Source organism: Ruegeria sp. B1 (assembly GCF_056535885.1).
Map to the genome: position 1 here is coordinate 1515496 of NZ_JBQFJA010000001.1, position 24673 is coordinate 1540168.

18 protein-coding genes and 1 pseudogene are annotated in these 24673 nt (G+C 58.3%); 9 read left to right on the forward strand and 10 right to left on the reverse strand.

Translation table 11 applies throughout. The annotated features are described in order from the left end of the window. Positions 1–9 precede the first annotated feature (9 nt). The gene (locus ACR3ES_RS07290) at positions 10–783 is read right to left on the reverse strand and encodes a FadR/GntR family transcriptional regulator (RefSeq protein WP_170428634.1); all 774 of its coding nucleotides are present in this window, start codon (positions 781–783) and stop codon (positions 10–12) included. A 336-nt stretch (positions 784–1119) separates the two neighbouring features. On the opposite strand from ACR3ES_RS07290, the pseudogene ACR3ES_RS07295 reads away from it, so the two are divergent. From ACR3ES_RS07295 to dld, 3 genes and pseudogenes are all read left to right on the forward strand, one after another. Next, positions 1120–2169 (forward strand): annotated as a pseudogene (locus ACR3ES_RS07295) (TRAP transporter substrate-binding protein). Between the two features lie 118 nt (positions 2170–2287). Beyond that, positions 2288–4351 (forward strand): TRAP transporter large permease subunit, encoded by a 2064-nt coding sequence (locus tag ACR3ES_RS07300; RefSeq protein ID WP_170428640.1) that lies wholly within the window; start codon positions 2288–2290, stop codon positions 4349–4351. A gap of 21 nt (positions 4352–4372) precedes the next feature. After that, a complete protein-coding gene (gene dld, locus ACR3ES_RS07305; RefSeq protein WP_170428643.1) occupies positions 4373–6061 on the forward strand; it encodes a D-lactate dehydrogenase in 1689 nt (562 codons plus the stop codon). A gap of 57 nt (positions 6062–6118) precedes the next feature. Here dld and ACR3ES_RS07310 read toward each other — a convergent pair whose 3' ends face one another. Both ACR3ES_RS07310 and gph read right to left on the reverse strand, forming a co-directional pair. Continuing rightward, positions 6119–7819 carry a SulP family inorganic anion transporter gene (locus tag ACR3ES_RS07310; RefSeq protein ID WP_170428645.1) on the reverse strand — a complete coding sequence of 567 codons (1701 nt, stop codon included), beginning with the start codon at positions 7817–7819 and terminating at the stop codon, positions 6119–6121. A gap of 332 nt (positions 7820–8151) precedes the next feature. Continuing rightward, positions 8152–8826 (reverse strand): phosphoglycolate phosphatase, encoded by a 675-nt coding sequence (gene gph, locus ACR3ES_RS07315; RefSeq protein WP_170428648.1) that lies wholly within the window; start codon positions 8824–8826, stop codon positions 8152–8154. A gap of 220 nt (positions 8827–9046) precedes the next feature. Here gph and hemP point away from each other — a divergent pair, with 220 nt between their 5' ends. Beyond that, complete coding sequence (gene hemP, locus ACR3ES_RS07320) at positions 9047–9214, forward strand: hemin uptake protein HemP (protein ID WP_170428651.1); 168 nt, start codon at positions 9047–9049, stop codon at positions 9212–9214. Beyond that, the gene (locus ACR3ES_RS07325) at positions 9211–9687 is read left to right on the forward strand and encodes a hypothetical protein (RefSeq protein WP_170428653.1); all 477 of its coding nucleotides are present in this window, start codon (positions 9211–9213) and stop codon (positions 9685–9687) included. The genes hemP and ACR3ES_RS07325 overlap by 4 nt, the downstream gene beginning before the upstream one ends. Positions 9688–9739: 52 nt before the next feature. Here the strand turns inward: ACR3ES_RS07325 and ACR3ES_RS07330 are convergent, their stop codons facing one another. The 6 genes from ACR3ES_RS07330 to ACR3ES_RS07355 form a co-directional block, all read right to left on the reverse strand. After that, positions 9740–12796 carry an aminotransferase class III-fold pyridoxal phosphate-dependent enzyme gene (locus ACR3ES_RS07330; RefSeq protein ID WP_170428655.1) on the reverse strand — a complete coding sequence of 1019 codons (3057 nt, stop codon included), beginning with the start codon at positions 12794–12796 and terminating at the stop codon, positions 9740–9742. Between the two features lie 27 nt (positions 12797–12823). After that, positions 12824–13696: an NAD(P)-dependent oxidoreductase gene (locus tag ACR3ES_RS07335; protein ID WP_170428658.1), complete on the reverse strand. Its 873-nt coding sequence runs from the start codon at positions 13694–13696 to the stop codon at positions 12824–12826. 102 nt (positions 13697–13798) lie between these two features. After that, positions 13799–14188, reverse strand: a complete 390-nt coding sequence (gene cueR, locus ACR3ES_RS07340; RefSeq protein WP_170428660.1) for a Cu(I)-responsive transcriptional regulator — start codon at positions 14186–14188, stop codon at positions 13799–13801. Then, positions 14185–16656, reverse strand: coding sequence for a heavy metal translocating P-type ATPase (locus ACR3ES_RS07345; RefSeq protein ID WP_170428663.1), 2472 nt, complete (start codon positions 16654–16656; stop codon positions 14185–14187). The genes cueR and ACR3ES_RS07345 overlap by 4 nt, the downstream gene beginning before the upstream one ends. Before the next feature lie 413 nt (positions 16657–17069). After that, positions 17070–17690, reverse strand: coding sequence for a pyridoxamine 5'-phosphate oxidase family protein (locus ACR3ES_RS07350; RefSeq protein ID WP_170428665.1), 621 nt, complete (start codon positions 17688–17690; stop codon positions 17070–17072). Between the two features lie 11 nt (positions 17691–17701). After that, the gene (locus tag ACR3ES_RS07355) at positions 17702–18166 is read right to left on the reverse strand and encodes a nuclear transport factor 2 family protein (RefSeq protein ID WP_170428668.1); all 465 of its coding nucleotides are present in this window, start codon (positions 18164–18166) and stop codon (positions 17702–17704) included. 307 nt (positions 18167–18473) lie between these two features. On the opposite strand from ACR3ES_RS07355, the gene ACR3ES_RS07360 reads away from it, so the two are divergent. Together ACR3ES_RS07360 and ACR3ES_RS07365 are read left to right on the forward strand one after the other, a co-directional pair. Beyond that, the gene (locus ACR3ES_RS07360) at positions 18474–19037 is read left to right on the forward strand and encodes a TetR/AcrR family transcriptional regulator (protein WP_480425126.1); all 564 of its coding nucleotides are present in this window, start codon (positions 18474–18476) and stop codon (positions 19035–19037) included. Between the two features lie 145 nt (positions 19038–19182). Next, positions 19183–20340 carry an acyl-CoA dehydrogenase family protein gene (locus ACR3ES_RS07365; protein WP_170428674.1) on the forward strand — a complete coding sequence of 386 codons (1158 nt, stop codon included), beginning with the start codon at positions 19183–19185 and terminating at the stop codon, positions 20338–20340. A 28-nt stretch (positions 20341–20368) separates the two neighbouring features. Here ACR3ES_RS07365 and ACR3ES_RS07370 read toward each other — a convergent pair whose 3' ends face one another. Beyond that, positions 20369–21286 carry a LysR substrate-binding domain-containing protein gene (locus tag ACR3ES_RS07370; RefSeq protein WP_170428676.1) on the reverse strand — a complete coding sequence of 306 codons (918 nt, stop codon included), beginning with the start codon at positions 21284–21286 and terminating at the stop codon, positions 20369–20371. A gap of 150 nt (positions 21287–21436) precedes the next feature. On the opposite strand from ACR3ES_RS07370, the gene ACR3ES_RS07375 reads away from it, so the two are divergent. Then, positions 21437–23629, forward strand: coding sequence for a dehydrogenase E1 component subunit alpha/beta (locus ACR3ES_RS07375; protein ID WP_480425127.1), 2193 nt, complete (start codon positions 21437–21439; stop codon positions 23627–23629). Further along, positions 23626–24660, forward strand: coding sequence for an ACP S-malonyltransferase (locus ACR3ES_RS07380; protein ID WP_170428682.1), 1035 nt, complete (start codon positions 23626–23628; stop codon positions 24658–24660). The genes ACR3ES_RS07375 and ACR3ES_RS07380 overlap by 4 nt, the downstream gene beginning before the upstream one ends. Positions 24661–24673: the final 13 nt, after the last annotated feature.

Genomic DNA, 24673 nt, shown 5'->3' on the forward strand with positions numbered 1-24673 from the left:
ACGCGGATGTTATCTGGACAGGAGTCGGCGCTTTTCGGCCATGGTTTCGCGGCGGCGCTGCTCAATCCCGATTTTGAACGATGTCTCAACAAAGTCGATATGATCGGTCGCTGCCTTCTCGGCGCGCGCTTCGTCGCCGTCAATCACCGCCTGGCCAAGCTCCAGATGCTGCTGCAACAGTTTTTCTCCAGTGCCGTCAACCGTTCTCAGGAAATCGCGATTATAGAACACGCCTTTGCGGGTGAGCTCGTAGATTGAGGCCATCATGTGGATCAGTGTCGCGTTTTGGCTGGCATCCACGATAGCAGAGTGCAAGGCAAAATCGGCTTCATGCGAGGCTTGAGCATCCCCGTCCTGCCAGGCACGTTCATTGTCCGCGAGGATTTCGGCAATGCGTTCTTTATCTGCCTTTGTTGCCCGGCGGGCCGCAAGGCGCGCCGCAAACCCTTCCTGCTCGCGTCGGTATTCGAGATAGTCGAAAAACGCGGGTTCGTGTCTTTCATACAATGCCAGAAGTGCGGGCATCATGGCCTGTCCGGTCAGCGCGGCAACAAACGTACCCTCTCCGTGCTGGGTCGTGACAAGGCCACGTTCTTCCAGAACAGACAGCGCTTCGCGCAGCTTTGGGCGCGAGACACGCAGCATCTCGGCCAGGTCACGCTCGGACGGAAGTTTACGCCCCTGTTTGAGGATACCTGACGCAACCAGATCTTCGATTTGAGCCACTACAGCTTCGGCCAGCGATTCGTGCCCGACCGGTTCAAATATCGCTGTGGTGCTCATGAGAGTCCGCCTTGCTTCAAGCTGATATGCGCAATTACTGGTAAATAAATATAACCATGTCTGGCGAAAATTCAACTGCCATCAAGGACAGCGGGGGCCGAGCCCAGTCGTTTGTTTGTGCGCCACTTTTTGCAAACATGTTGCTCGATTGCACCCTTACTTGGGGTGTTGGTTAACTCACCTATCAATTTGATGCTGTGGCGTCTTGTAGGGCCAGTGATAAATAAAATTGTTGACTGGTTTATAATGGTAAAGTTAGTTTACCACCGGAGCGGCGCTGGAAAACCGGCGCCACGGATCGGAACCCATGTTCCGGCATACTCTGGAGGAGATTTAATGAAGAAGACCCTGACGAGCCTGGCCGTTGCTGCCAGCCTGCTTGGCGCACCTGCTGTGGCGGCAGACAAGTTGCTGCTGAAAACCCCCATCGCATTCTCGACCGAATTGCCAGGTCTCGGCTCACCGATCCCGCGTGTGGCCGAACAACTTGATCTGATGTCGGGCGGCACGCTGAAAATGAAAGTGTACGAACCCGGTAAACTTGTCCCGCCATTCGAAATTCTGGACGCAGTGTCCACGGGCAAGATCAACTCGGGTTACACAACAGCCGGTTATTGGGCAGGTAAAATCCCTGCGGCCCCGCTGTTCTCGGCGGTCCCGTTTGGCCCCGAAGCTGGTGAATACATGGCGTGACTCTATTACGGAAACGGCATGTCTCTGTATCAGGAGATGTACGATCAGGCAGGCTATAACGTCCACGTTCTGCCGTGCGCCATCATCGCACCGGAAACGTCGGGCTGGTTTGCGTCCGAAATCAACTCTCCCGACGATCTTCAGGGCCTGAAAATGCGGTTCTTTGGTCTCGGTGGCAAAGTCATGCAGAAACTGGGCGTGGCCACGTCACTGTTGCCCGGTGGTGAGATTTTCCCCGCGCTGGAAAAGGGTGCGATTGACGCAACCGAGTTCTCGATGCCTGCCATCGATGCGCGTCTGGGCTTCCATAAGTTGGTCAAGTTCAACTACTTCCCCGGCTGGCACCAGCAGGCGACCGTGTTCGAACTGATGATCAACAAGGATGTCTGGAACGAAACCAGCGACCAGCACAAGGCAATCATTGAAAGTGCCTGCAAGGCGTCGATGGCCGACAGCTTTGCCGAAGGCGAAGCGATCCAGCATGCAGCGCTGATCGACAATGTTGAGAACAACGGCGTCACGCTCAAGCAGTGGTCGCCCGAGATGCTCGATACGTTCCGCGCAACCTGGGAAGAGGTTGCCGCCGAAGAAGCGGCAAACGATGCGTTCTTCGCGCAGGTTCTGACCGACATGAATGAATTCCGTGACGGCTATGACCTTTGGAAAACCAACGCGTTTCTCCCACGTCAGTAACCTCCCGTGCTGACGACACCGGGGCGGCTGTTTCCGCCGCTCCGGTCCTTATTCCCTGATTTTCGGACAGTCTCACCTGTCCCTGTCCGCACGCCGGACTGCTGAGCGAGGAATGACCATGGCCACGCAAAAGAATATCACTGATCCGGTTGAAGCCTATGAAGGCATCCTGGAACACCCCGAGACCGACCGTCAAAAAATCGCGGTCGCCATCGACACGAGCGTCAAGGCCATCGGGCATGTGGTCATGTGGGCCAACATCCTTTTGATCGCTGCGATCTTCAGTCAGGTGTCGCTGCGCTACTTACTCAGTCAGAACTATCCCAAGCTGGACGAGATCCAGTGGCATTTCTACGGAATCGTCACGATGATCGGCATTTCTTATGCGCTGATCACGGACAGCCACGTGCGCGTTGACGTGCTGCACATGCAGCTTTCGCGCCGGGCGCAGCGGATCATCGAGGTGATCGGCATTCTGACCCTGCTGACGCCGTTTATCTATCTGATGATCGATCAGGGATTTGATTATTTCTATGAAAGCCTGCGGGTCAACGAACGCTCTGACAGCCCAACCGGCCTGCCTGCGCGCTGGGCATTCAAAGCGGTGATCCCGATCAGCTTTGTGCTGCTTGCACTTGCGGCGCTGGCGCGGTTGATCCACGACGCTCACGCGCTGCTCTACGGGCCGGTGTCCGAGCGTCAGGGCGGATCGTTGCGCCGTATCCTGCTGGTGCTCTTAGTGTTTGCTGCGGTCTGCGTAGCGCTGACTTTTCTGGTTGAAACAACCGAGGAAAAGCTGGTCATCGCGATGTTCTTCACCTTCATTGCGCTGCTGTTCACTGGTTATCCGGTGGCCTGGGTGCTGGCCGGTGTTGGCGTGGCCTATTGCGGGCTGGCCTATCTGTTCGACAACGATCTGATGTTGTGGACGGGGCTTGAAAGCACCTTTACCGGACTGGACTATCTGACGCTTGGTGCCGTTGTGAACCGGGTCTATGCGACCATGTCCAACGCGGTTCTGGTCGCACTGCCGATGTTCATCTTTATGGGGCTGATGCTGGACGAAAGCGGCGTGGCCGAGCGTCTGATGTCCTCGATGCAACGTCTCTTTGGCACCGTGCGGGGTGGTCTGGCGATCACCGTGACGCTGATCGGGATCATTCTGGCGGCCTCGACCGGGATCATTGGTGCCTCGGTTGTGCTTCTGGGCGTGTTGTCGCTGCCGTCTATGATGCAACAGAAGTATCAGCCGACGCTGGCGGCGGGTGTGGTCTCGGCCTCGGGCACATTGGGCATTCTGATCCCACCCTCGATCATGCTGGTAATCATGGCCGACCAGATGGCCCTGTCGGTGGGTGATCTGTTCATGGCCGCCGTCTTTCCCGGTGTCATCATCGGCGGCCTGTATTTGACTTACATCTTCATCCTCGCGCTGGTGAAGCGCGACGCGGCGCCGGTGCCCGAGGGCGCCAAGGCCCCGGACTGGGTCGCCGTCAAGGATGTGCTGGTTGCCGTGATCCCAACCCTGATGCTGATCCTGGCCGTTCTGGGTTCGATCTTTGCCGGATTGACGACGCCGACCGAAGCCTCGGGTATTGGGGCCTTGGGCGCGACACTGCTGGCATTGGGGTATCGCAAGCTGACGTTCCAAAAGATCTGGAACGTGCTGGTGTCGACCTTCAACACGACAGCTTACATTTTTGCGATTTTCCTTGGCGCGACGGTATTTTCATATGTCCTGCGTGAATTGGGCGGCGATGAACTGATCGAGCATGTGGTGCAGTCGACGGGCTTTGGTGCCAGTGGCACCGTCATCTTCATCCTGTTCATCGTATTTCTGCTGGGGTTCGTACTCGACTGGATCGAGATTACCCTGATCGTGCTGCCGCTGATGCGCCCTATCGTAAACGGGCTTGGCATCGACATCCCCGGCTTTGGAGTATTGGACGAACCAGCGCTGGTTTGGTTCGTGATCCTTGTTGCGGTCACATTGCAAACCAGTTTCCTGACGCCGCCCGTGGGTTTCGCACTGTTTTATCTCAAAGGTGTCTGCCCGCCCGAGATCAGGCTGACGCATATCTACAAGGGAATCATCCCTTTTGTGCTGTTGCAGCTAACCGGTCTGGCACTAGTCTTCTTGTGGCCGACACTTGCCACATGGCTGCCGTCGGTGGCCTATTAAAGAGCGGTGACGGAGGCCGTTTTGAACAATGACGCACTAATAAAAACCTTCCGGTCCATTGTTGGATCGCGACATGTGTTAACCGGCGAACGGGCAACCGAACGGTTCCGACGGGGGTTCCGCTCGGGTGAGGGCGCGGCGTTGTGCGTCGTCCAACCCGGCACCCTGTTGGAGCAATGGAAGGTTCTGCAAGCTTGCGTTGCAGTCGACAAAATCGTCATCATGCAGGCCTCAAATACCGGCTTGACCGAGGGGTCGACCCCCAAGGGAGGGTACGACCGCGACGTTGTCCTGATCAATGTCAGCAGAATGGATGCCTTGTATCTCTTACAGGACGGGAAACAGGCACTCAGCTTACCGGGGGCGTCGCTGTTTGAGCTGGAACGGCAATTGCGGCCACTGGGTCGCACGCCCCATTCGGTGATTGGGTCCTCGACTATCGGCGCCTCGATCCTAGGTGGGGTCTGCAACAATTCCGGAGGGGCGCTTTGCGAGCGCGGCCCAAGCTATACCGAGCTTGCGTTATTTGCGCAGATCACCGCGAATGGCGATTTGAAACTGGTGAACAACCTTGGGCTGGATTTGGGCGACACGCCGGAAGAAATCTTGACGCGGCTGGAAGCTGGGGATTTTGACAAGAACGCCGCCACACCCAAGGGGCGCCACGCCTCGGACCCGGACTACACCACGATCCTGCGCGATATCGATGCGGACACACCCTCGCGGTACAACAACGATGACCGGTTGCTGTATGAGGTGTCCGGATGCGCCGGCAAGCTGGCAGTTTTCGCGGTGCGGCTCGACACCTTCCCGACCTATGACCGCGAGCAGGTCTTCTACATCGGAACAAACGACCCCGCCGACCTGACCGAACTGCGACGTCATATCCTGAAAGACTTTGAGACCCTGCCGGTTTCGGCCGAATACGTACATCGTGAGTGTTTCGACATTGCCGCCAAATACGGCAAGGATACCTTGGTGATGATCGACAAGCTGGGAACCGATCGGCTGCCGATGTTTTTTGCCCTGAAAGGTGCGGTAGACTCACGCTTGAACAAATTCGCATTGACCCGGGGATTCACCGACAAGTTCATGCAGATTGCCGCCAAGCTTTGGCCGGAACATCTGCCAAAGTTCCTGTATGAGTATCGCGACAAATATGAGCACCATCTGATCCTGAAAATGCATGACGGCGGTATTGAAGAGGCAGCCGCGTTCCTTCCCGATTTCTTCCAAGACCGGGATGCCGAATTCCTCGCCTGCACACCGCGCGAGGCCAAGATCGCAGGGCTGCATCGCTTTGCCGCTGCTGGTGCTGCTGTGCGATATGGCCATGTCCACGCCGGTGAAGTCGAAGAGATTCTGGCGCTGGATATTGCGCTGCGACGCAATGACCGGGATTGGTTCGAAACACTGCCCTCCGAAATCACCGACCAGCTGGCGGGCAAGGTCTACTACGGCCACCTGATGTGTCACGTGATGCACCAGGATTACATCGTCAAGAAGGGGTGTGATCCCAAGGCGATCAAGGCTGCGATGCTCAAGATTCTGGATGAGCGCGGCGCGGAGTACCCGGCCGAACACAATGTCGGACACCTATACCAAGCCAAACCGGATCTGGCGGCGCATTACAAAAGCTGCGACCCGACCAATTCGTTCAACCCGGGGATCGGCAAGATGTCCAAGGCAAAATACTATCAGGGTGAGTAGGGTTTTGATCCGGAGCACTTAGCATTTGTGCCGATCTACGATGTCCGGTGTCGCAGGCTATATGCGCGAGCGATCGCGATAGGCCTCTAGCAGGCTGTTTCCGCTGTCAAAAAACGCCTGTTCACCGACCAGCTCTGTGACGCCATACCGATCAAGCTCCGCCTTCACTTCTGGCTCAACCAGCGTAAATACCAGCCGGATTTCCTTCGCGCGCAAATAATCGATCATACTGCGCAGTGTGAATCCGGCGGTGAAATCGACAACGTCGATGGCCGAGGCGTCGATGCAGAACCACTCCGGTTTTTGGTCCGAGGTGCGCACAATTGCGGTGACCTCATCGGTAAATCTTTGGGTGTTTGCGTAATACATGCCGTGGGAAAACCGATAGATCACCAAACCCGGTTCGAACTGGTTCGGCGCCGACAACGCCTTGGAGTGCCAGCCGCCTGTGTCGGTTTTTACGATGACCGAATTCTTGGGCCGGTAACCGCGGCGGGTGTGATCGACAAGCGATAGGACCATTGCAAAGATGATGCCCTGCTCGACACCAATAACAACGACGACGGTGGCTGTGGCAACCGCGACCCAGAACTCCGAACGCGCCTGCCTGAAGATCGTTGCCAGACCTTTCACATCGATCAGCTTGACGCCAATCAGGAACACAACCGCAGACAGCGCGGCGTTGGGCATATAGGCCAAAGGACCGGTCAAAAACAGGATGACGACCAGAACGATCACAACAGTGGTCAGTTGCGCAATCTGGCTGCGTCCGCCGGCACTGGCGACCATCTCGGTCTTGGTTGGGCTGCCATTCACTACGAACGTGCCGGTAAACGCCGCGCCAAGGTTTGCCAGCCCAAGTCCAACAAGGTCTGTATTCTCGTTGAACTTTTCCTCGTATCGGGCTGCATAGGCCCGGGATGTTGCCGCGCTTTGTGCGAGAATCACAACAAATATAGACAGGGCTGTGGGTAGCAACTGCTTGAACAGGGTCCAGCTCCATTGGACGTCCGGTATGGAAAACGAGGGCAGTCCGCTGGGGACCGCGCCCAGCAGCGAAATTCCGACCGCATCGAATTGGAATGCCCAACTGCACAGGATGACACCCACGATGGCGATCAAGGGGCCCGGCACTTTGTTGGACAGGCGGCTACAGCCAAGAACGATGCACAGGATGCCGGCGGACACGCCAACTGTTGGCCAATTGGCCTGTGACAGGTTCTGGGCAAGCCCCTGCAGCTTGGCGAGCGTGTCATGACCCGTAACGTCGACGCCGAGCATCCCTGGGATCTCGCCGGTAGCGACCTGAATGCCGACACCGGTCAGGAACCCGACCAGCACCGTTCGGGACAAAAAATCCGCCAGAAACCCAAGCCCAATTGTGCGTGCCGCAATCAACAGGACTGCGGCCATCAGGGCGAGCAGGGAGGCCAGGGCCATATACTCGGAAGATCCCGTAACAGCCATGCCCGCTAGGGCTGACGCCGTGATCGCCGCCGTTGCCGAGTCGGCCCCGACGACGAGATGCCTTGAAGACCCAAACAGGGCAAACAGGGTCATCGGTAACAGGATCGTGTACAGACCCGTGATCACCGGTGTTCCCGCGATCTTTGTGTAGCCCATAACCTCGGGGATCGCGAGGCAGGCAAAGGTGACGCCCGCCAGGATTTCCGCCGGTAACCTCGCGCGGTCAAATGGCAGGATTCCTTGTAGAATGGGCAGCGAAAACAAATAGTTCTCTCTGCGTGGCGCTCCCATTCCTCAATCCCTCTCTGGTTCTTTTTTGGGCGTAATGTGCTGAAGCCGGTTCTATCCGCACAAGAGCTTCAGGAACGCTACGCAATTGTTTTGCGCAAAGCCAACTTTTGAACAGCGTGCTGGCAGGAAATTTTGCGATCTACGGGAATCCCCCAATTTCGCCAATCTAATAGAATCGGTAGACATTGATTAACCACACGGTCGCTCGCGGCCATACCACTTTCCCCGATGAGGGGCTGGTCACCACCCCCTCGGCCGGCCCCTCAATAATTTTTGGGGTTCCCAAAACAGGTTCAATACTGCGGTTTCAAGGGCCAAACTTGGCGCAGTGCTCAGACATGCTGTTCCATTTGCTTCACCATCTGTGTCACCAAAGCCGGTAATTCACTGGCAGCATCGTAGCTGATTGTGTGGGGAATCTGCTCCAGCGGCGTCTTTCTGTATCCGCCACTGAACAGCAAAAAGGGTATCTGCGCGCGCTGAGATGTTTCCGCGTCCACCTCGCTGTCCCCAACAAACAGACGCGGGCCCTCGTCTGATAAAGCGTTGAAGCTTGAATGCAGATGCACGGGATCCGGTTTGCGCGTCGGTAGAGTGTCTCCACCTAGCACAGCGTCAAAGTGCTGGGTCAGATCCATCGCTTCCAGAATATGCCGCGCCGGGGCCTCGGGTTTGTTGGTGCAGACACCAAGGACGCACCCCATGTCCCTCAGTTGCGTCAAAGCTTCTGGTATGCCGGGATACGGCCGGGTCGTCTCGCTCGCCGCCGCGTTGTACTGCGCCAGCGTGATCCGCGTGAGCTCGGCGTGCCGCGCCATCGGCAAATCGCAATGTCCCATCACGCGTTCGACAAGTTTGGGCAACCCGTTGCCAACGAATCGCTGGATCACATTCAGTGGCAGCGGGTCTGTTCCGATTTCGTTCAGCATCCGGTTTGCGGCATTTGCAATATCGCCGATGCTGTCCACCAATGTCCCGTCCAGATCGAATACAACCGCTGCGCGCATGGAAAACCTGCCTGTATAGTGTGTTTTCCCACTCCTAGCGTGTGCAGAAATGCAGCGCAATTGCGCCCGTTTTTAGAATGACAAAACCGAGGCTTGACATACCTTACTAAAATAATCAGATTAAGCGCCAGAGCCGCAAGCCAGCCCACGTACGGGTCAGCCAGATCACTAAAAACGCGAACAGAAAAAGCCGTTTGCCTGAAAAACTCTGGAGTTCCCGATGAACGCGCAGACCCCGAATTCAAGCCAATCTTATGCCGTGTCGATGCTGCCGTCGCACAAAGCCGAAGATCTGACAAAGGGCGGCAATCTGGCCCATATTGAACTGGGTGACCAGTTGTACACCTTGCGCATCACCCGCGCGGGCAAATTGATCCTGACAAAATGAAGTCGCCGTCCGTTCGGGGCGGGGCTGCAGTGGGCCGCCTGTCCGATCTCAACCCGGTCGAAGCCGGTGCAGTGATGTATCTGCGCCTGTGGGGCGAAGGCCCGCAGGGTCGCGCAGACGCCGCCAGCGATTTTGACATCGCTCTGGGCATGGATCAGGGCAGGGCAGTGATGCTGACCTTGGACCGTTTGTGTTCCTTGTGTGCCAACCACGGGCGGAGGCCATTGGTGCGGCACGGCTTGGGATGCGCCTGTCTTGGTGCGGACGAGAATTGTTTTGCCCAGATGATCGGGGCCGCGTCCGAGGGCGCGCGCGAGGATGCGATGATGATAGCGTCCTTGATCGTGCGACCGGATTTTGCCCCAGCTTTGGCTTCGTTGTCTGAAGAACTTGGCCTGGCCCTTCGGCGCATGACGGCAACCGCACCCCTGCCGACGACCGGCCATAAAGCTCCCTCGGCCGTTTTGCACTAAATCTCTTTTTGTCGAACGGCAAAACCCCGGCGCAAGCCGGGGTTTTCTTATTTTAGCAGCATCCGCAACCCGCGTGGTGGCTGTGCTGATGGTCGCTGGTCGGTTCTGGCGCGTTATCTCCTATTTCCGAAAGAACATCGCGCAGTGCCCACAGGATCATGTCCACATCGTCCGCCTCGATGGTCAGCGGCGGACGGATTTTCAGAATGTTGTCCTTTGGACCTTCGCTGCCGATCAGAATGCGATGATCGCGCATCCGGTTCTTGACATATCTGCAAATCCCCGTGCCTTCGGACCCGTCCGGATTGATCAGTTCAACGCCGACAAAGAGCCCCATGCCGCGTACGTCCCCGACGCTTGCAAAATCGGATCCGATCTGGCGCAACCCGTCCATCAACCGCGCACCCATGAGCCGCGCGTTTTCCTGCAGGCCTTCGTCATCGACGATGTCCAGCACCTCCTTGCCGATCCGGCAGGACAGGGTTGAACCGCCAAAGGTCGAAAAGAATTCGATCCCGTTGTCAAAGCTTTCGGCAATTGCTTTGGTCGTGACGACGACGCCCAGCGGGTGCCCGTTGCCGATGGGTTTGCCCATCACGACAATATCCGGCACAGCGCCCTGGTGTTCGAACCCGAAATAGTAGTCACCCAGCCGCCCAAGACCCGTCTGCACTTCATCCGCGATGCAAACACCGCCTGCAGCCCGGATTTTCTCATAAACTGCCGACAGATAGCCCGTGGGTGGAACAATCTGACCTCCGACCGAGGGAAAGGTCTCGGCGATAAAGCCTGCGAGCCCCTGGCCGCGGCTCTGCAAGGCTGCAATTGCAGGGTCGACGAGGTCTGCGAATTTTTGTGCCCGGTTTGGATCATCACGTTTGAACGACCCGCGATAGTCATCGGCAACTTCGACCAGTTCGACCCAGTCTGCCTGCCCGACACCACCGGGTTTGTTGAATTTGTAGGCCGAGATCGCAACCGCTTCATTAGTGTTGCCGTGATACCCATGATCCGGTGTCACGATCCCCTTGGCCCCGGTATGCGCACGCGCCAGACGCAGGGCGAGTTCATTTGCCTCGGTGCCGGAGTTAACGAAGTAGCAGACCTCGAAATTGCCAGGCAGTTTCGACAGGACCTTATCGGCAAAGGCAGTTTGTGCCGGGTGCAGATAACGGGTGTTGGAATTCATCCGCTTTAGCTGATCCGCCGCGACGGCCTGAATGCGCGGATGCGCATGGCCCACATGCGGGACGTTGTTGTAGGCATCCAGATACGGGCGCCCGCATTCATCGAACAGGTGGTGCTTCCAGCCGCGCACCAGCATGACCGGATCGTCATAGGTCAGCGACAGGTTGCCGCCGAAATGGTCATGGCGCCCCTGCAGGATGGCCTGCTTGTCTGTCGGGCGATAAAACACTTTGTCATCCGGCAGGTTCAACAAGGCGGCGGGGTTGGGACATATCGCATGCCACAGGAACATCTCGTCCGGGTCACCAACGCCGGGCCAGTCAGCCTGCATTCCGTCAGTGGTCAGTGCCAGCTGGAAATGCACATGCGGCGCCCAGCCGCCATTCTGGCTGGCATCCCCAAGACGGGCAAAGGCCGCGCCTTGCGCGACCGGGTCGCCGGGTTTGAGGCGCTTACACACCTCGGGATCGAGATGGCCGTAAAGCGTATAAAACGGATCCCCGTCGGGTGTTTCGTGATGCAGGATTACGACGCCGCCATAGTCGAGATGGCGGTCGCGGTTTTCGACGGCTTCAACCCGTCCGCTCATCGGGGCGTGCAGTATGGTGCCGGCCGGTGCAAAGACGTCCACGGCCAGATGCACCGTCCGCCGGTCCGACGCTTTCCACGGGCCTTTGCGAAACCCCGGCTCGGCGTAGATCAGGCGCGGTTCGTTGTAGTAGCCCAGCCAGAGGCCGTCCTCGAACTCTTCCCCGACCCGCGCGGCCTCGTCCAAAGGCATATGGAACGGGTTTTGCGGCCAGACCGAGTTTTCAACCGACAGGGACCCCATCGGTGCATCGCTCAGGTCCTGTTCAAACATCTGGGCAAAGTGGCCACGATGCTCGGACAAATATGCCAGAACCCGTTCGGCCCCGTCCGTAACCGGCAGGCCGCAGGCCGCGCGCAGGCGCGCTGGCATCAAGTCACCATTGACCGACGTGTTTTTAAGAAAGCGCCACGCAGGAGCCTGACTGATCGTCACGTAAGGGTCGTTGGGGTTTGCGATGGCCATGAGGGTCGAGTTCACAACAGACACCGCCAGGCGCATTTGGACCAGCGGCCAGATCAATTCAATCTCTTCGGCGCGCAGGCGGTTGGCGGCGTGATACCCGCGTACCAGAGCGGTCAAGGCGCGTTCGGGTTTAGGATGATCCAGGCAGATATAGGCCCCGGCAATGGCGAGGTCACATATCCGCGGAGCCGCGCACATGTCGCCCAAATCAATCAGACCGGACACGGATTGACGCTGACCCAATTCGCCATCCACCAATATGTTGTAATCATTTGCATCGTTGTGGATAGCCTGTTTCGGTAGGGTCGACAGCCGATCTGCGATGGCGTCATAGCCGCTGGTGATCTCGGTCAACAAGGCATGCCGAGCCGGGTCGGTGATTACGTCCAATTCGTCCGCGATCCAACCCGCCTGCATCAGATCCCATTTGAACTCTTTCCGCGCCAAACCATCGTGTTTGAACTGTTCCAAAGCCCGGTCGGTTGCCCCCAACACGCGCCCAAGCTTCAGGATCAGTTCTTCGCTCTTGGGCGCCGTCTTGGCGTAACACTGGCCCGGCAATCGTTCGAGCAGCCAAACTAGCCGGGGCGCGCCTGTCTCGTCGGGAATTTCCGGCAACACCGCTCCGTGCAGATCGGGAATGACCTTGGGAAATGGCAGGCCCGGCGCTTCGGCGGCGAGATGCTCAAGCGCTTTGACCTGCAGGTCGACGAGCTCGGGCTCGCACCCGGCACGCATAACCTTGAGCACATAGTCCTGCCCGTTCGTGGCCGGCACCGAAAAGTTCAGATCATATTCGCCGTCCAGCCGAGACAGCCGGGTGTCCAGACCCCATTGCGCCCGCAAGGTCGCTGCCCAAAATTCCATACTGTCGCTCATCGGTATCTGAATCCGTTAGCCGAGTGTGCGTAGCCGTTTGATCAACGAAGACGTATCCCACCGCCCACCGCCCAGTTTCTGAACGTCCTTATAGAATTGATCGACGAGCGCGGTCACCGGAAGGGATGCCCCGGTCTCATTCGCGGTATCCAGACAGATGCCCAGATCCTTTCTCATCCAATCCACCGCAAAACCGTGATCAAAATGATCGTCCAGCATGGTTTCGTACCGGTTCGCCATTTGCCAGCTACCTGCCGCGCCCTGACTGATCACCTCGACGACAGAGCGCCCGTCCAGCCCGGCTTTTTCTGCAAAGTGCAGCGCCTCGCTCAGGCCCTGAACCAGTCCGGCAATTGCGATCTGGTTGCACATCTTGGCCATCTGACCGGCCCCGCTGTCACCGATCCGACGGCAGATTTTCGAATAGACCTGCATAACCGGTTCGGCCCGGTCATAAGCACCCTGATCGCCGCCGCACATGATCGACAGAACGCCGTTCTCTGCTCCGGCCTGACCCCCAGAGATCGGCGCGTCGACAAAAGCAATGCCTTGCGCGCCTGCCGTTTCAAACAGCTCGCGCGTGACCTTGGCTGACACTGTGGTGTGGTCGACAAAGATTGTGCCGTCGGACATGCCGTGAAAGGCACCGCCCTCACCGTTGCACACGTTGCGCAGGTCGTCATCGTTCCCGACGCAGGCAAACACGATCTCGGCGCCCTGCGCGGCCTCTTCGGGGGTTTGACCCAGTGCGCCGCCGTGTTCGCTCACCCAGGCTTCGGCCTTGGCGGTGGTGCGGTTGTAAACAGTGACCTCATGACCTGCGGATTGCAGGTGCCCGGCCATGGGATATCCCATGACACCGAGGCCAAGGAAAGCAACTTTTGCCATTTGGTGATCCTCTCCGCTGTCCGGCCCCTTCCTCAGCTGATGCAGCGGACCGGAATGTTCAGCAGAGACAAAGCAAAGCTGCGGACAAAGGGCAACCCCGCGCTACGATTTGCCACCCAGGTCCTGCAGAATCGGACAATCCGGCCTGTCATCGCCCGCACAGGCGTCAATTAGATGACTGAGCGTATCCCGCATCGCGTTCAGGTCGGCGATCTTGGCTTGGATCTGCGCCAGATGGTCCCGTGCGACCCGCTTGACATCGGCGCTGGCGCGGGTCTCATCCTCGTACAGCGCCAGCAGAGTTCGGCAGTCTTCTATCGTGAACCCCAATGCGCGGGCGCGCCCCAGAAAGTTCAGCTTGTGGACATCCTGCTCGCGGAACCGACGATACCCGTTTTCGTCGCGCTGCGGTTTGATCAGCTTGATGTCTTCGTAGTACCGGATGGTTTTGGCAGGCAGGCCGGTGCGGGTGGCGACATTTCCGATATTCATGCGTGGACCTCCCCGGTCGCGGTCTCAGCGGTTTCCGGGACGCTCGCGCGTATGCGTCGCAGGCGCAGGGCGTTCGACACTACAAAGACACTCGACAACGCCATAGCCCCGGCGGCCAGTGCCGGTGACAGCAGGTGGCCGCCGAAGGGGTAGAGAACACCAGCGGCCACAGGGATCAGCAAGACGTTGTATCCAAACGCCCATCCCAGGTTCTGGCGGATATTGCGCATGGTCCGGCGGCTGATCTCGACCGCATTTGCCACGCCGCGCAGATCACCCGACATCAGGACCACGTCGGCCGTTTCAATGGCGACATCCGTTCCTGTGCCGATGGCAATACCGATATCGGCAGATGCCAGCGCTGGCGCATCGTTGATCCCATCGCCGACAAACGCCAAGGTCCCATACTCATCGCGCAGTGCGTTTATTGCGTCCAGCTTACCATCCGGCAGCACGTCAGCGGTCACATGATCGATGCCCAGCCGGGCCGCCAACGCCTGGGCCGTGCGCGAGTTGTCCCCCGTGACCATGGCCAATGTCAGGCCCATCTCGTGCAGTCGCGCCAATGCCTCAGGCGTGCCCAGCTTGATCGGGTCCGATACGGAAAGGCTCGCGGCAGCCTGACCGCCAATGGCCAGAAACAAGGGCGTTGCGCCCTCTGCGGCGCGCGCATCGGCTTCAACCTGCAGTTCTTGCAGATCGATCCCCTTTTGCTGCATCAGTTTGTGTGATCCGATCAGGACCTCTTGGCCTTCGATCTGCCCCTGCAGGCCCAGGCCCGTCAGGGACTGCACCTCTGAGACCACCGGCAGATCCGAGGGTCCGGCGCGTGTGATGGCCGTCGCAATCGGATGCTCAGATCGCGATTCCAGCGCAGCCGCCAACCGCAACACTCCGGCCCTGTCAAAACCATCCATGGTCACCAAATCCTGTAGTTCCGGGCGACCAAGCGTCAGCGTGCCGGTTTTGTCCAACGCGACCACCTCAGCCTGCTGCAAGTGTTGCAAGGCATCGCCCTTGCGAAACAGAACACCCAACTCTGCCGCGCGACCGGTTCCGACCATGATCGATGTCGGCGTTGCCAGACCCATGGCACAGGGGCAGGCGATGATCAGAACCGACACCCCGGCAACCAGTGCCAATGGCAGGGCGGGGGACGGCCCAAACATCAGCCAAGCCAAAACGGTCAATATTGCAACGGCGATGACGGCTGGAACGAAGCGGTAGGTGATCTGATCTACCAGCCCCTGAATGGGCAGTTTTGCGCCCTGTGCCTGCTCCACCATTTGAATGACCTGCGCCAGCACCGAGTCCGCCCCGACATGGGTCGCCTGAATGCGCAAAGCACCAGTGCCGTTCACAGTCCCGCCCACAACCTGATCGCCCGCGGACTTGCCGACCGGGACGGGTTCGCCCGTGATCATGCTTTCATCGATGTAAGACGTGCCTTCTACTACATCCCCGTCCACCGGCACGCGTTCGCCGGGGCGGATTTGCACGATATCGCCCATCATGATCTCGGCGATCGGGCGGTCCACAGTCTGCCCGTCCAACTCGACCCGCGCGGTCTTGGGTTGCAGGCCGACAAGCTTGCGGATCGCGGCGCCGGTTTTGCCCTTGGCGCGCGCTTCCAGAAGCCTGCCCAGAAGGATCAGGACAACAATTACTGCCGCCGCTTCGAAATACACATTTGCGGTGCCTTGCGGCAGCAATTGCGGCGCAAATGTCGCCAACACCGAATAGAGATACGCTGCCCCTGTTCCCAACGCGACCAGCGCGTTCATGTCGGGTGCACCGCGCAGCAAAGACGGAATTCCCTTTGCGTAGAAAATGCGCCCTGGCCCGATCAGCAGCACAGACGTCAACGCGAACTGGATGAGATAACTTGATTGCGTGCCAATTGTCGCGTGAATCCAGTGATGAAAAGCGGGGACCATGTGGCCGCCCATCTCGAGAATGAACACCGGCAGAGCGAGAACAGCCGCAAACATCGTCGCGCGCCGCAGGGTGTGCGTGTCGTCCGTCTTTTCGCGATCTTCAGCTTCGGGCATGGACTCGGTGCGGGCGGGATAGCCTAATCCCGTTACAAGCTGTGCCAGACTACTTGGATCGATGGTGCCTTGGGCGTAGGTGACGGTGGCGGTTTCGGTCGCCAGATTGACATGTGCTTCCACGACCCCGGGTGCAGATTGCAGCGCCCGTTCGATCTTGGCCACGCAGGAGGCACAGTTCATCCCGCTGACCTTCAACACAGTTTGACGCGTCGCGGCGGGGTACCCGGCGGTCTCCAGGGCGGTGGTGAGCGCAGAAATCGGCCCCTCTAAGGTGACTTGTGCTGTCTCCGTCGCGAAATTTACTGACGCGTTTTTAACGCCCGAGACCCCTCTCAGTGCAGTTTCGACGCGTCCAACGCAGGATGCGCAGTTCATGCCATTGATCTTGAGTTGTAGGGTGTGAGGTTGTGTCATCCGATTCGTCCCGGCCATTCGATAACCCTTCAGATGGGGGTTACAGTAACGGGAAGGTCAAGAGGTGGGTATGGGCATTTTTCTGAAATAGGCCTCTTGCTGCTGAGTTTCGGCGCTCAGGTGTAGATGCAGGCCGACAAGCGACGCGACGGTCAACTCTGCGTCGCCTACTTGCTTGCAAAAACCTGTTCTGGCCAGCGGCGTTGCAATTGCTCGAACAACAAAACGCTGTGGTATGACGGTGGTGCGGTTCGGACCGCGTTCGGCGAGGCAATGAAACCCAGAAGAATAACGAGAATGCACGCCAAGACCCCTGCGACTGCAACTGCGGAAAGACGAAGAGCGGAACGAAGCATGTCGGTCTATCCTGGAGCTATAAGTTCACGAAACGAGCAGGGCAAAGGATCGTCGGTTCAACCCGTCTGGGCCAATTCCTGTTTCAGGCGCTCGTTTTCCGCCTGCAACTGGGCCAGTTGACGTCCCAGCGTATTCAGATGCGGGCGCAGTTCGGCCTCTGTAAAGCGGGGTGTGATGTGACGCGGGCAATTCCAGTCCAGCGCTTCGACACGGATGATTGCTGCGCGTTCCGCCGGGGCTTCGGCATCTTCAGGATACAGGCTGGATGCGGCTGCCTCGCCTTCGGTAAACCCGACGCGCCCCAGGATCTTGAGGCGCCGTTGATTGGCGTAATCCATCAGGATCAGTGCAATCCGGTCATTCTCGTCGAGGTTCCCGCGCGAGATGTACTGCTTGTTTCCCGAGAAATCGGCGTATCCAATGGCCTGAGGCCCCAAGACCTTTAGAAATCCTGCCGGTCCGCCACGATACTGTACATATGGCCATCCGGTCTCGGACACTGTGGCCTGGTAGAAGCCGTCGCGCGCTTCGATAAACGCCTTTTCCGGATCCCCGATCAAATGACCTTGCTGCGGCCCTCCCTCGATGAACTTTGCATATGTCTTGGCAGATCCCATTCGTTCCTGATGGGCGCGAACAGATGGGGTGAACGTCAGTTCCGAAAAGGCGCGGGGCATGGTCAATCCTTTCAAAGGCCGAGGCTGTGCAGGCCGGGATGATCGTCTGGACGCTGACCCAGAGGCCAGCGAAACAGGCGGTCCTCCTCGGTGATAGGCAGATCGTTCAGTGAGGCATGGCGGTGAGACATGCGCCCGTCTGCGGCAAACTCCCAGTTTTCGTTGCCGTAGGACCGGAACCAGTGCCCGCTGTCATCATGCCACTCATAGGCGTAGCGCACAGCGATGCGATTGCCGGAGAAAGCCCAAAGCTCTTTGATCAACCGATAGTCCAACTCCTTGCGCCACTTCCGTGTCAAAAACGCGTGAATTTCTGCATGCCCGGACAGGAATTCGGCCCGGTTCCTCCAGCGGCTGTCCTCTGTGTATGCCGGCGTGACGACATCGGCATCGCGGCTGTTCCATGCATCTTCTGCCAAGCGCACCTTTCGTACGGCGGTTTCCTGGGTAAAGGGGGGAAGCGGGGGTCGGTCCATTGGGCAAGGCGTCCTTTACGTCAATGATGCAGCCAGAAGTGCCACGGTCAAAAGAAAGGGAACGTATTGAGGTGGGAGTAAACTGGCGCGGCGCTTCATCCGTTTTGCCCTTATGGTGTACAGATCGGTAAACTATAAAAAGTATATGTACCGTTCTGTTATCTTTATCAAGAAGAAAATTGGCCGGTTTAGTGCGAGAAAGTTGTGAACGGACCTAAGAACATTAAATATAAAGAATAAAACATGAGCCATTGCACACCGGCATCGCATCTAATATGTACTGATCAGTACGCTAAGGAGCCAAAACATGCGACCAAACAAGCGGGACGAGCTTGTCCGCAAGGCATTGCAGGTTTTTTATCGTGATGGTTTTTATGCGACCGGAATGGATAAGCTGGTCGCGGAAACGGGTGTGTCCAAGACGTCGATGTACAAGCACTTCCGTACCAAGGAAGAACTCATTCTTGCGTCTCTTCGATTGCGTGACGAGAACTTTCGCAATTGGATGTTCCGCCGGATCGAAGAGTTGTCGGAAACGCCTGCGGGGCAGATCATCGCCAGTTTCGACGCGATGAAGGAGTGGTTTGAGGAGGACGGCTTTCGCGGATGTATGTTCATCAAAGCTGGCGCCGAATACCCGGATGCAGAACACCCGATCCACGCCCAGGCCGCCGAACACAAACGCCTTCTGTTGGACCATTTCACCCAACTTGCGCGGAAGGCAAATGTGCAGAACCCTGAAAAACTGGCCAGTCAAATCGTCCTGCTGCAAGAGGGGGCAATCGTGGCGGCCGTTCTGCTGAAGAACTGCGACCCCGCCGAAGACGCGAAAGACGCCGCCCGGCAGTTGCTTGCAACAGCCCTTGCGTGATCGGTCTGCGCAGATGCGTGATTTCAGTTTTCCCGCCCAAATAAAAGACGTTGGGTTGTGCGGCGTTTGAACGCTGCGTCACACGGATTGGCGGAACACGCTGTGCAGGCTAGCCTTGCGGGAACTACTTATCGGAGAGCCTGACATGTCGCTTTTTACCTCCACCGCCGCATGGGTCACGGATGAACACCGGATGTTTGCCGAAATGGCAGGCCGGTTTATGGACGATGAATTGACGCCCAACATAGAAACCTGGATTGCCAACGGCGTGGTCGACCGTGATTTCTGGCTCAAAGCAGGCGCAACCGGACTAATGGCGGGGGCCATCCCGGAAGAATATGGCGGTGTCGGCGGCGGCATGGGCTTCGACTCGGTCACAATCTACGAACAGACGGCCCGGGGCGACGCCGGGTGGGGTTACGGCATTCAGTCTATCGTGACTCACTACATCACCGCGTATGGCAGCGAGGATCAAAAGCGGAAGTGGCTGCCCAGGCTGGCCTCGGGTGAAATGGTTGGGGCGCTTGCCATGACGGAACCCGGCACTGGCTCGGATGTGCAGGCGGTGCGGACAACAGCCGAAAAGGATGGCAATTCCTATCGCCTCAACGGGTCCAAGATATTTATCACCAATGGGCAGTCCGCGGATCTCATTATCGTGGCGGCTAAGACAGACAAGTCGCTCGGCGCCAAAGGCGTGTCTCTGATCGCCGTCGAGACGGATGGGGCGGATGGGTTCCGTCGCGGTCGCAACCTCGAGAAGCTGGGCATGAAAGGCAACGATACGGCCGAGTTGTTCTTTGAAGATGTCAAAGTGCCGATGACAAACCTTTTGGGCGCCGAAGAAGGGCAGGGTTTCTACCAGTTGATGAAGCAATTGCCGTGGGAGCGTTTGACCATTGGCTTGATGGCTTTGGGGGCAATCGATTTTGCGATCGCCGAAACGGTGAAATACGTGCAGGAGCGCAAAGCCTTTGGGCAGCGTGTCATGGACTTTCAGAATACCCGGTTCAAGCTGGCGGAATGCAAGACCAAGGCCGAGGTGCTGCGAAGTTTCGTCAATGACTGCATCGGCAAGCTCGAAGCCGGAGAACTGGATGCGGCCACCGCGTCGATGGTCAAATACTGGGGCTCGGAAGTGCAAAACGAGATCATGCACGAATGCCTGCAGCTGTTTGGTGGTTACGGCTTTATGATGGAATACCCGATTGCCCGGCTGTACGCAGACGCAAGGGTGCAGATGATTTACGGTGGCACAAACGAGGTCATGAAGGAACTGATCGCCCGATCAATCGACGTTTGACGAGGGTCGGGTGATCGGCCTCAGATGATCATTCCAGACCCTGATCTGATTTGCCGTGCGTTGCATCCAGTTGGCTTTCCAGCCAGTTCCGGAAAGACTTCAGGGGTTCGGATTCGGCTTTCGCCTTGGGCCAGACCAGAAAGTAGTCGCCGAGGCTGATCTTCGGACCGTCCCATGCCAGGGCTAGGCGCCCTGATTTCAGGTCTTCGGCCACCAGGTAGCTTGGCAACAGACCAACGCCCAGCCCATGGATGGTCGCTTGAATCATTGTTGAAAACTGATCGAACATCATGCCCTGCATCCCGTGAACCGGTTTACCCTGCGCGGCAAACCACCTCTCCCAACCATCCGGGCGTGTCTCGATATGCAAAAGCGAGGCTTCGATCAGCCAGTCGATGCTTTCAATCCGTTCGGGCAGCAGCGCCGGAGCGCAGACCGGCAAAACCTCTTCGTGCATGATCTTCAGGTAGCTCACACCGCTCCAGTTCTGCTGACCAAAATGGAACGCCGCATCATAAGGCTCATTGGCAAAGTCAAACGGTTTCAGGCGCGTGTTCAGGTTAACTGTCACCTCGGGATGGCGGCGGGCAAAGTCCTGCAGGCGCGGCGCCAGCCAGTGCATCCCGAATGCTGGCAGGATCGACAGATGCAAGGAGCCGCCGGTCGGATTGGCCTTTAGCTTTAGCGACGCCTGCGCCAGTTGGTGCAGGGCCGTTCGAGCCGTCTGCACATAGTCTTTTGCGGCGGGTGTCAGGTTCAGGCGCATCTGCGTGCGCTGGATCAACTCGACACCCAGCTGTTCTTCCATCGCCTTGAGCTGTCGGCTGATCGCGCTTTGAGTCAGCGACAGTTCCTCGGCTGCGGCGGATGCGCTGCCCAAACGGTCGACGGCTTCCAATGCCAACAGCGACGAAATCGAAGGGAGAAAGCGGCGCGGCGCGATCATATTACAATTCCTCATACCTTTGGCCCCGAATATCACTGGCCTTTTCGCAACACCAGCGAGATACATGGATTGCTTACGCAGTGGGGTTCGATCAGCGTAGGTTCGGCCGAAAAACGGGCGCTGCCCCGAAACGTTTGAAGAGGTCGCCCAATGGATCGCGCTCAGATCGTTCACGAAAACTTCCGCGCCCGGGTGGCTCGGCGCGACCTTCCGCAAGGTCCGCACCCCAGGCCGGGGTTGAGCGATACCGATGCCGTTTCCCTGTTCCGGTCGCAAGTACTGAGCCGTGCGCTCGACCGGACCAGCCGCGCAATGCAGAAGGCCGGTCAGGGGTTCTATACGATAGGGTCGTCGGGGCATGAGGGGATGGCGGCCTTGGCGCATGCTCTGCGCCCGACGGATATCGCTTTTCTCCATTATCGGGATGCCGCGTTTCAGATTGCCCGGGCCGAGCAGGTGCCCGGTCAGCAGATCGCGTGGGATATGTTGCTGAGTTTCGCTTGCTCGAAAGAGGACCCCACGTCTGGGGGACGCCATAAGGTGCTGGGGTCCAAAGCACTGACAATTCCGCCGCAAACGTCCACAATTGCCAGTCATCTGCCAAAGGCGGTCGGTGCAGCTTACTCTCTGGGCGCGGCGCGGCGCCATAACCTCGAACACCGGGAACTGCCCGAAGACGGGATTGCCATGTGCTCATTCGGGGATGCCTCGGCTAACCATTCCACGGCGCAAGGGGCGTTCAACACGGCGGGCTGGACCAGTTTCCAATCCACTCCGCTGCCATTGCTGTTTGTGTGTGAGGACAACGGTATCGGAATATCGGTCAAGACGCCAAAGGGATGGATTCAAGCTTCGATGGAGCACCGGCCCGGGATCAGGTATTTTCAGGCCGACGGTCTCGATATCTACGAAACCCATGCGGTCGCGAAAGAGGCTGCCGATTACGTCCGTGCACGCCGCAAGCCCGCCTTCTTGCACTTGCGGACCGTCCGCCTTTACGGCCATGCCGGGGCCGATGTGCCGACGACCTATCTCAGCAAGTCCGAGGTAGAGGCGGATGAGGCGAATGACCCGCTTCTGCATTCGGTACGTCTGTTAAACGACGCTGGTGCTTTGACCCCGGAACAGGCGTTGAGCATCTATGATGACACTTGCGCGCGCACGGATCGTATCGCGGCAGAGGCTGCGACTCGCCCGCATCTGACCCGCGCGCAAGAGGTCATGGCCAGCCTCATCCCGCCCAAACGCGCATGTAAACCCACCAATGGACCAAGTTCCGAAGAACGGGCCAAATCCTTCGGGGCAGACCTGCGCGCGATGTCCGAGCCGCAACCGATGAGCCGCCATATCAACTGGGCGTTGACCGATCTGATGCTGGAACATGGTGAACTGGTATGCATGGGCGAGGATGTCGGCCGCAAGGGTGGCGTCTACGGTGTGACGCAGAAACTGCAGCAGCGGTTCGGCCCGGACCGGGTGATCGATACTTTGCTGGACGAACAGTCAATTCTGGGGTTGGCCATTGGAATGGCGCATAATGGGTTTGTCCCGATCCCGGAAATCCAGTTCCTTGCCTACCTGCACAACGCCGAGGATCAGATTCGGGGTGAAGCGGCGACGTTGCCTTTCTTCTCTAATGGTCAATTCACCAATCCGATGGTCGTACGAATTGCCGGACTGGGATACCAAAAAGGGTTCGGCGGGCATTTTCACAACGACAACTCATTGGCCGTTCTGCGGGACATCCCGGGGGTGGCTATCGCCTGCCCCTCGAATGGTGCCGATGCAGCGCAAATGCTGCGCGAATGCGTGCGGCTGGCCCGAGAGGAGCAACGGGTGGTGGTGTTTCTGGAGCCTATCGCTCTCTACCCAATGCGCGATCTGCACGCGGCGCAGGACGGCAACTGGATGACGACCTATCTGCCACCGGATCGGCGCATTGCGCTGGGCGAGGTTGGGGTGCATGGCGACGGCACCGACTTGGCGATCGTCACCTACGGCAACGGGCATTACTTGTCGCAACAGGCGCTGCCTGATTTGAAGGCCGCCGGTTTGAACTCCCGGATCATCGATATGCGGTGGTTGGCACCATTGCCGGTCGAGGCCTTGCGCATCGCCACCGAAGGTTGTCGGCACGTGCTTATTGTAGATGAATGTCGCCGAACCGGCAGTCAGTCCGAGGCGCTGATGGCGTTCTTTTGCGAGGAAGATCGAAGCAAGCCCGTCGCGCGCGTTGTTGCCGAAGACAGTTTCATTGCAACGGGTCCGGCTTATTCGGCACCATTGCCGTCCAAGGACAGTATTGTGAACGCCGCTTTGGCCCTGACCGGAGGGGCGCGATGACCCGCACCGCCGTTGTAATCTGCCCAGGACGCGGAACCTATAACAAACCTGAACTGGGCTACCTGCATCGATACCATGCATCGCAGATGACGATGTTTCAGGGTTTCGATGCGATCCGGGCCGAAGCCGGTCAGGAACCGGTCACTACACTGGACAGCGCGACGCGCTTCACGGTGGGCAAGTACTCTCGGGGCGATGTGGCCTCACCCCTGATTTATGCGGCATCGCTTGCCGATGCACAGAGCCTCGCTGACGATATCGACATTGTCGCGGTCACTGGAAACTCCATGGGGTGGTACATCGCGCTCGCGGTCGCTGGCGCCCTGAGCGCTGATAGCGGTTTTCAAGTCGTCAACACCATGGGCACCTTGATGCAGGAGCATCTGATTGGCGGGCAACTGGTTTACCCCTTTCTGAGCGAAGATTGGGCGCCTGATCCGGATCGCAAAGCGGCATTGCTGAAAGATGTGGCGCGTATCGCCTCGGTCGAAGGTCATGATCTGGCGCTATCCATCGATCTGGGCGGCATGTTGGTTCTGGCCGGTAATGAGGCGGGTTTGGCGGCATTCGAGGCCTCACAACCAGCGGTTCAGGACCGCTTTCCAATGCGTTTGCCCAATCACGCGGCGTTTCACACAAGGTTGCAGGCGCCCGTGGCAGCAGAAGGCCGCGCGCGCTTGAGTGCCGAGCTTTTCGGGCAGCCCCAGCATCCGCTGATCGACGGGCGCGGCAAAATCTGGTGGCCCGATACCACAGACACCAACGCGCTATGGGACTACACGCTGGGTCATCAGGTCACCGAACCCTATGACTTTACCCGCGCCATCCAAACAGCTGCGCGGGAGTTTGCCCCGGACCTATTCATCGTGACGGGACCGGGGGGCACACTGGGCGGTGCCGTCGCCCAATCACTGGTTCTGGCCAATTGGCGCGGCATGGCGGACAAGGCGTCGTTTGCTGAACGCCAAAAGACCGCGCCTGTGCTTGTCGCGATGGGTCGCGATGATCAGAGGGCGCTTGCAACGGGCTAGGCTCTATCCGATG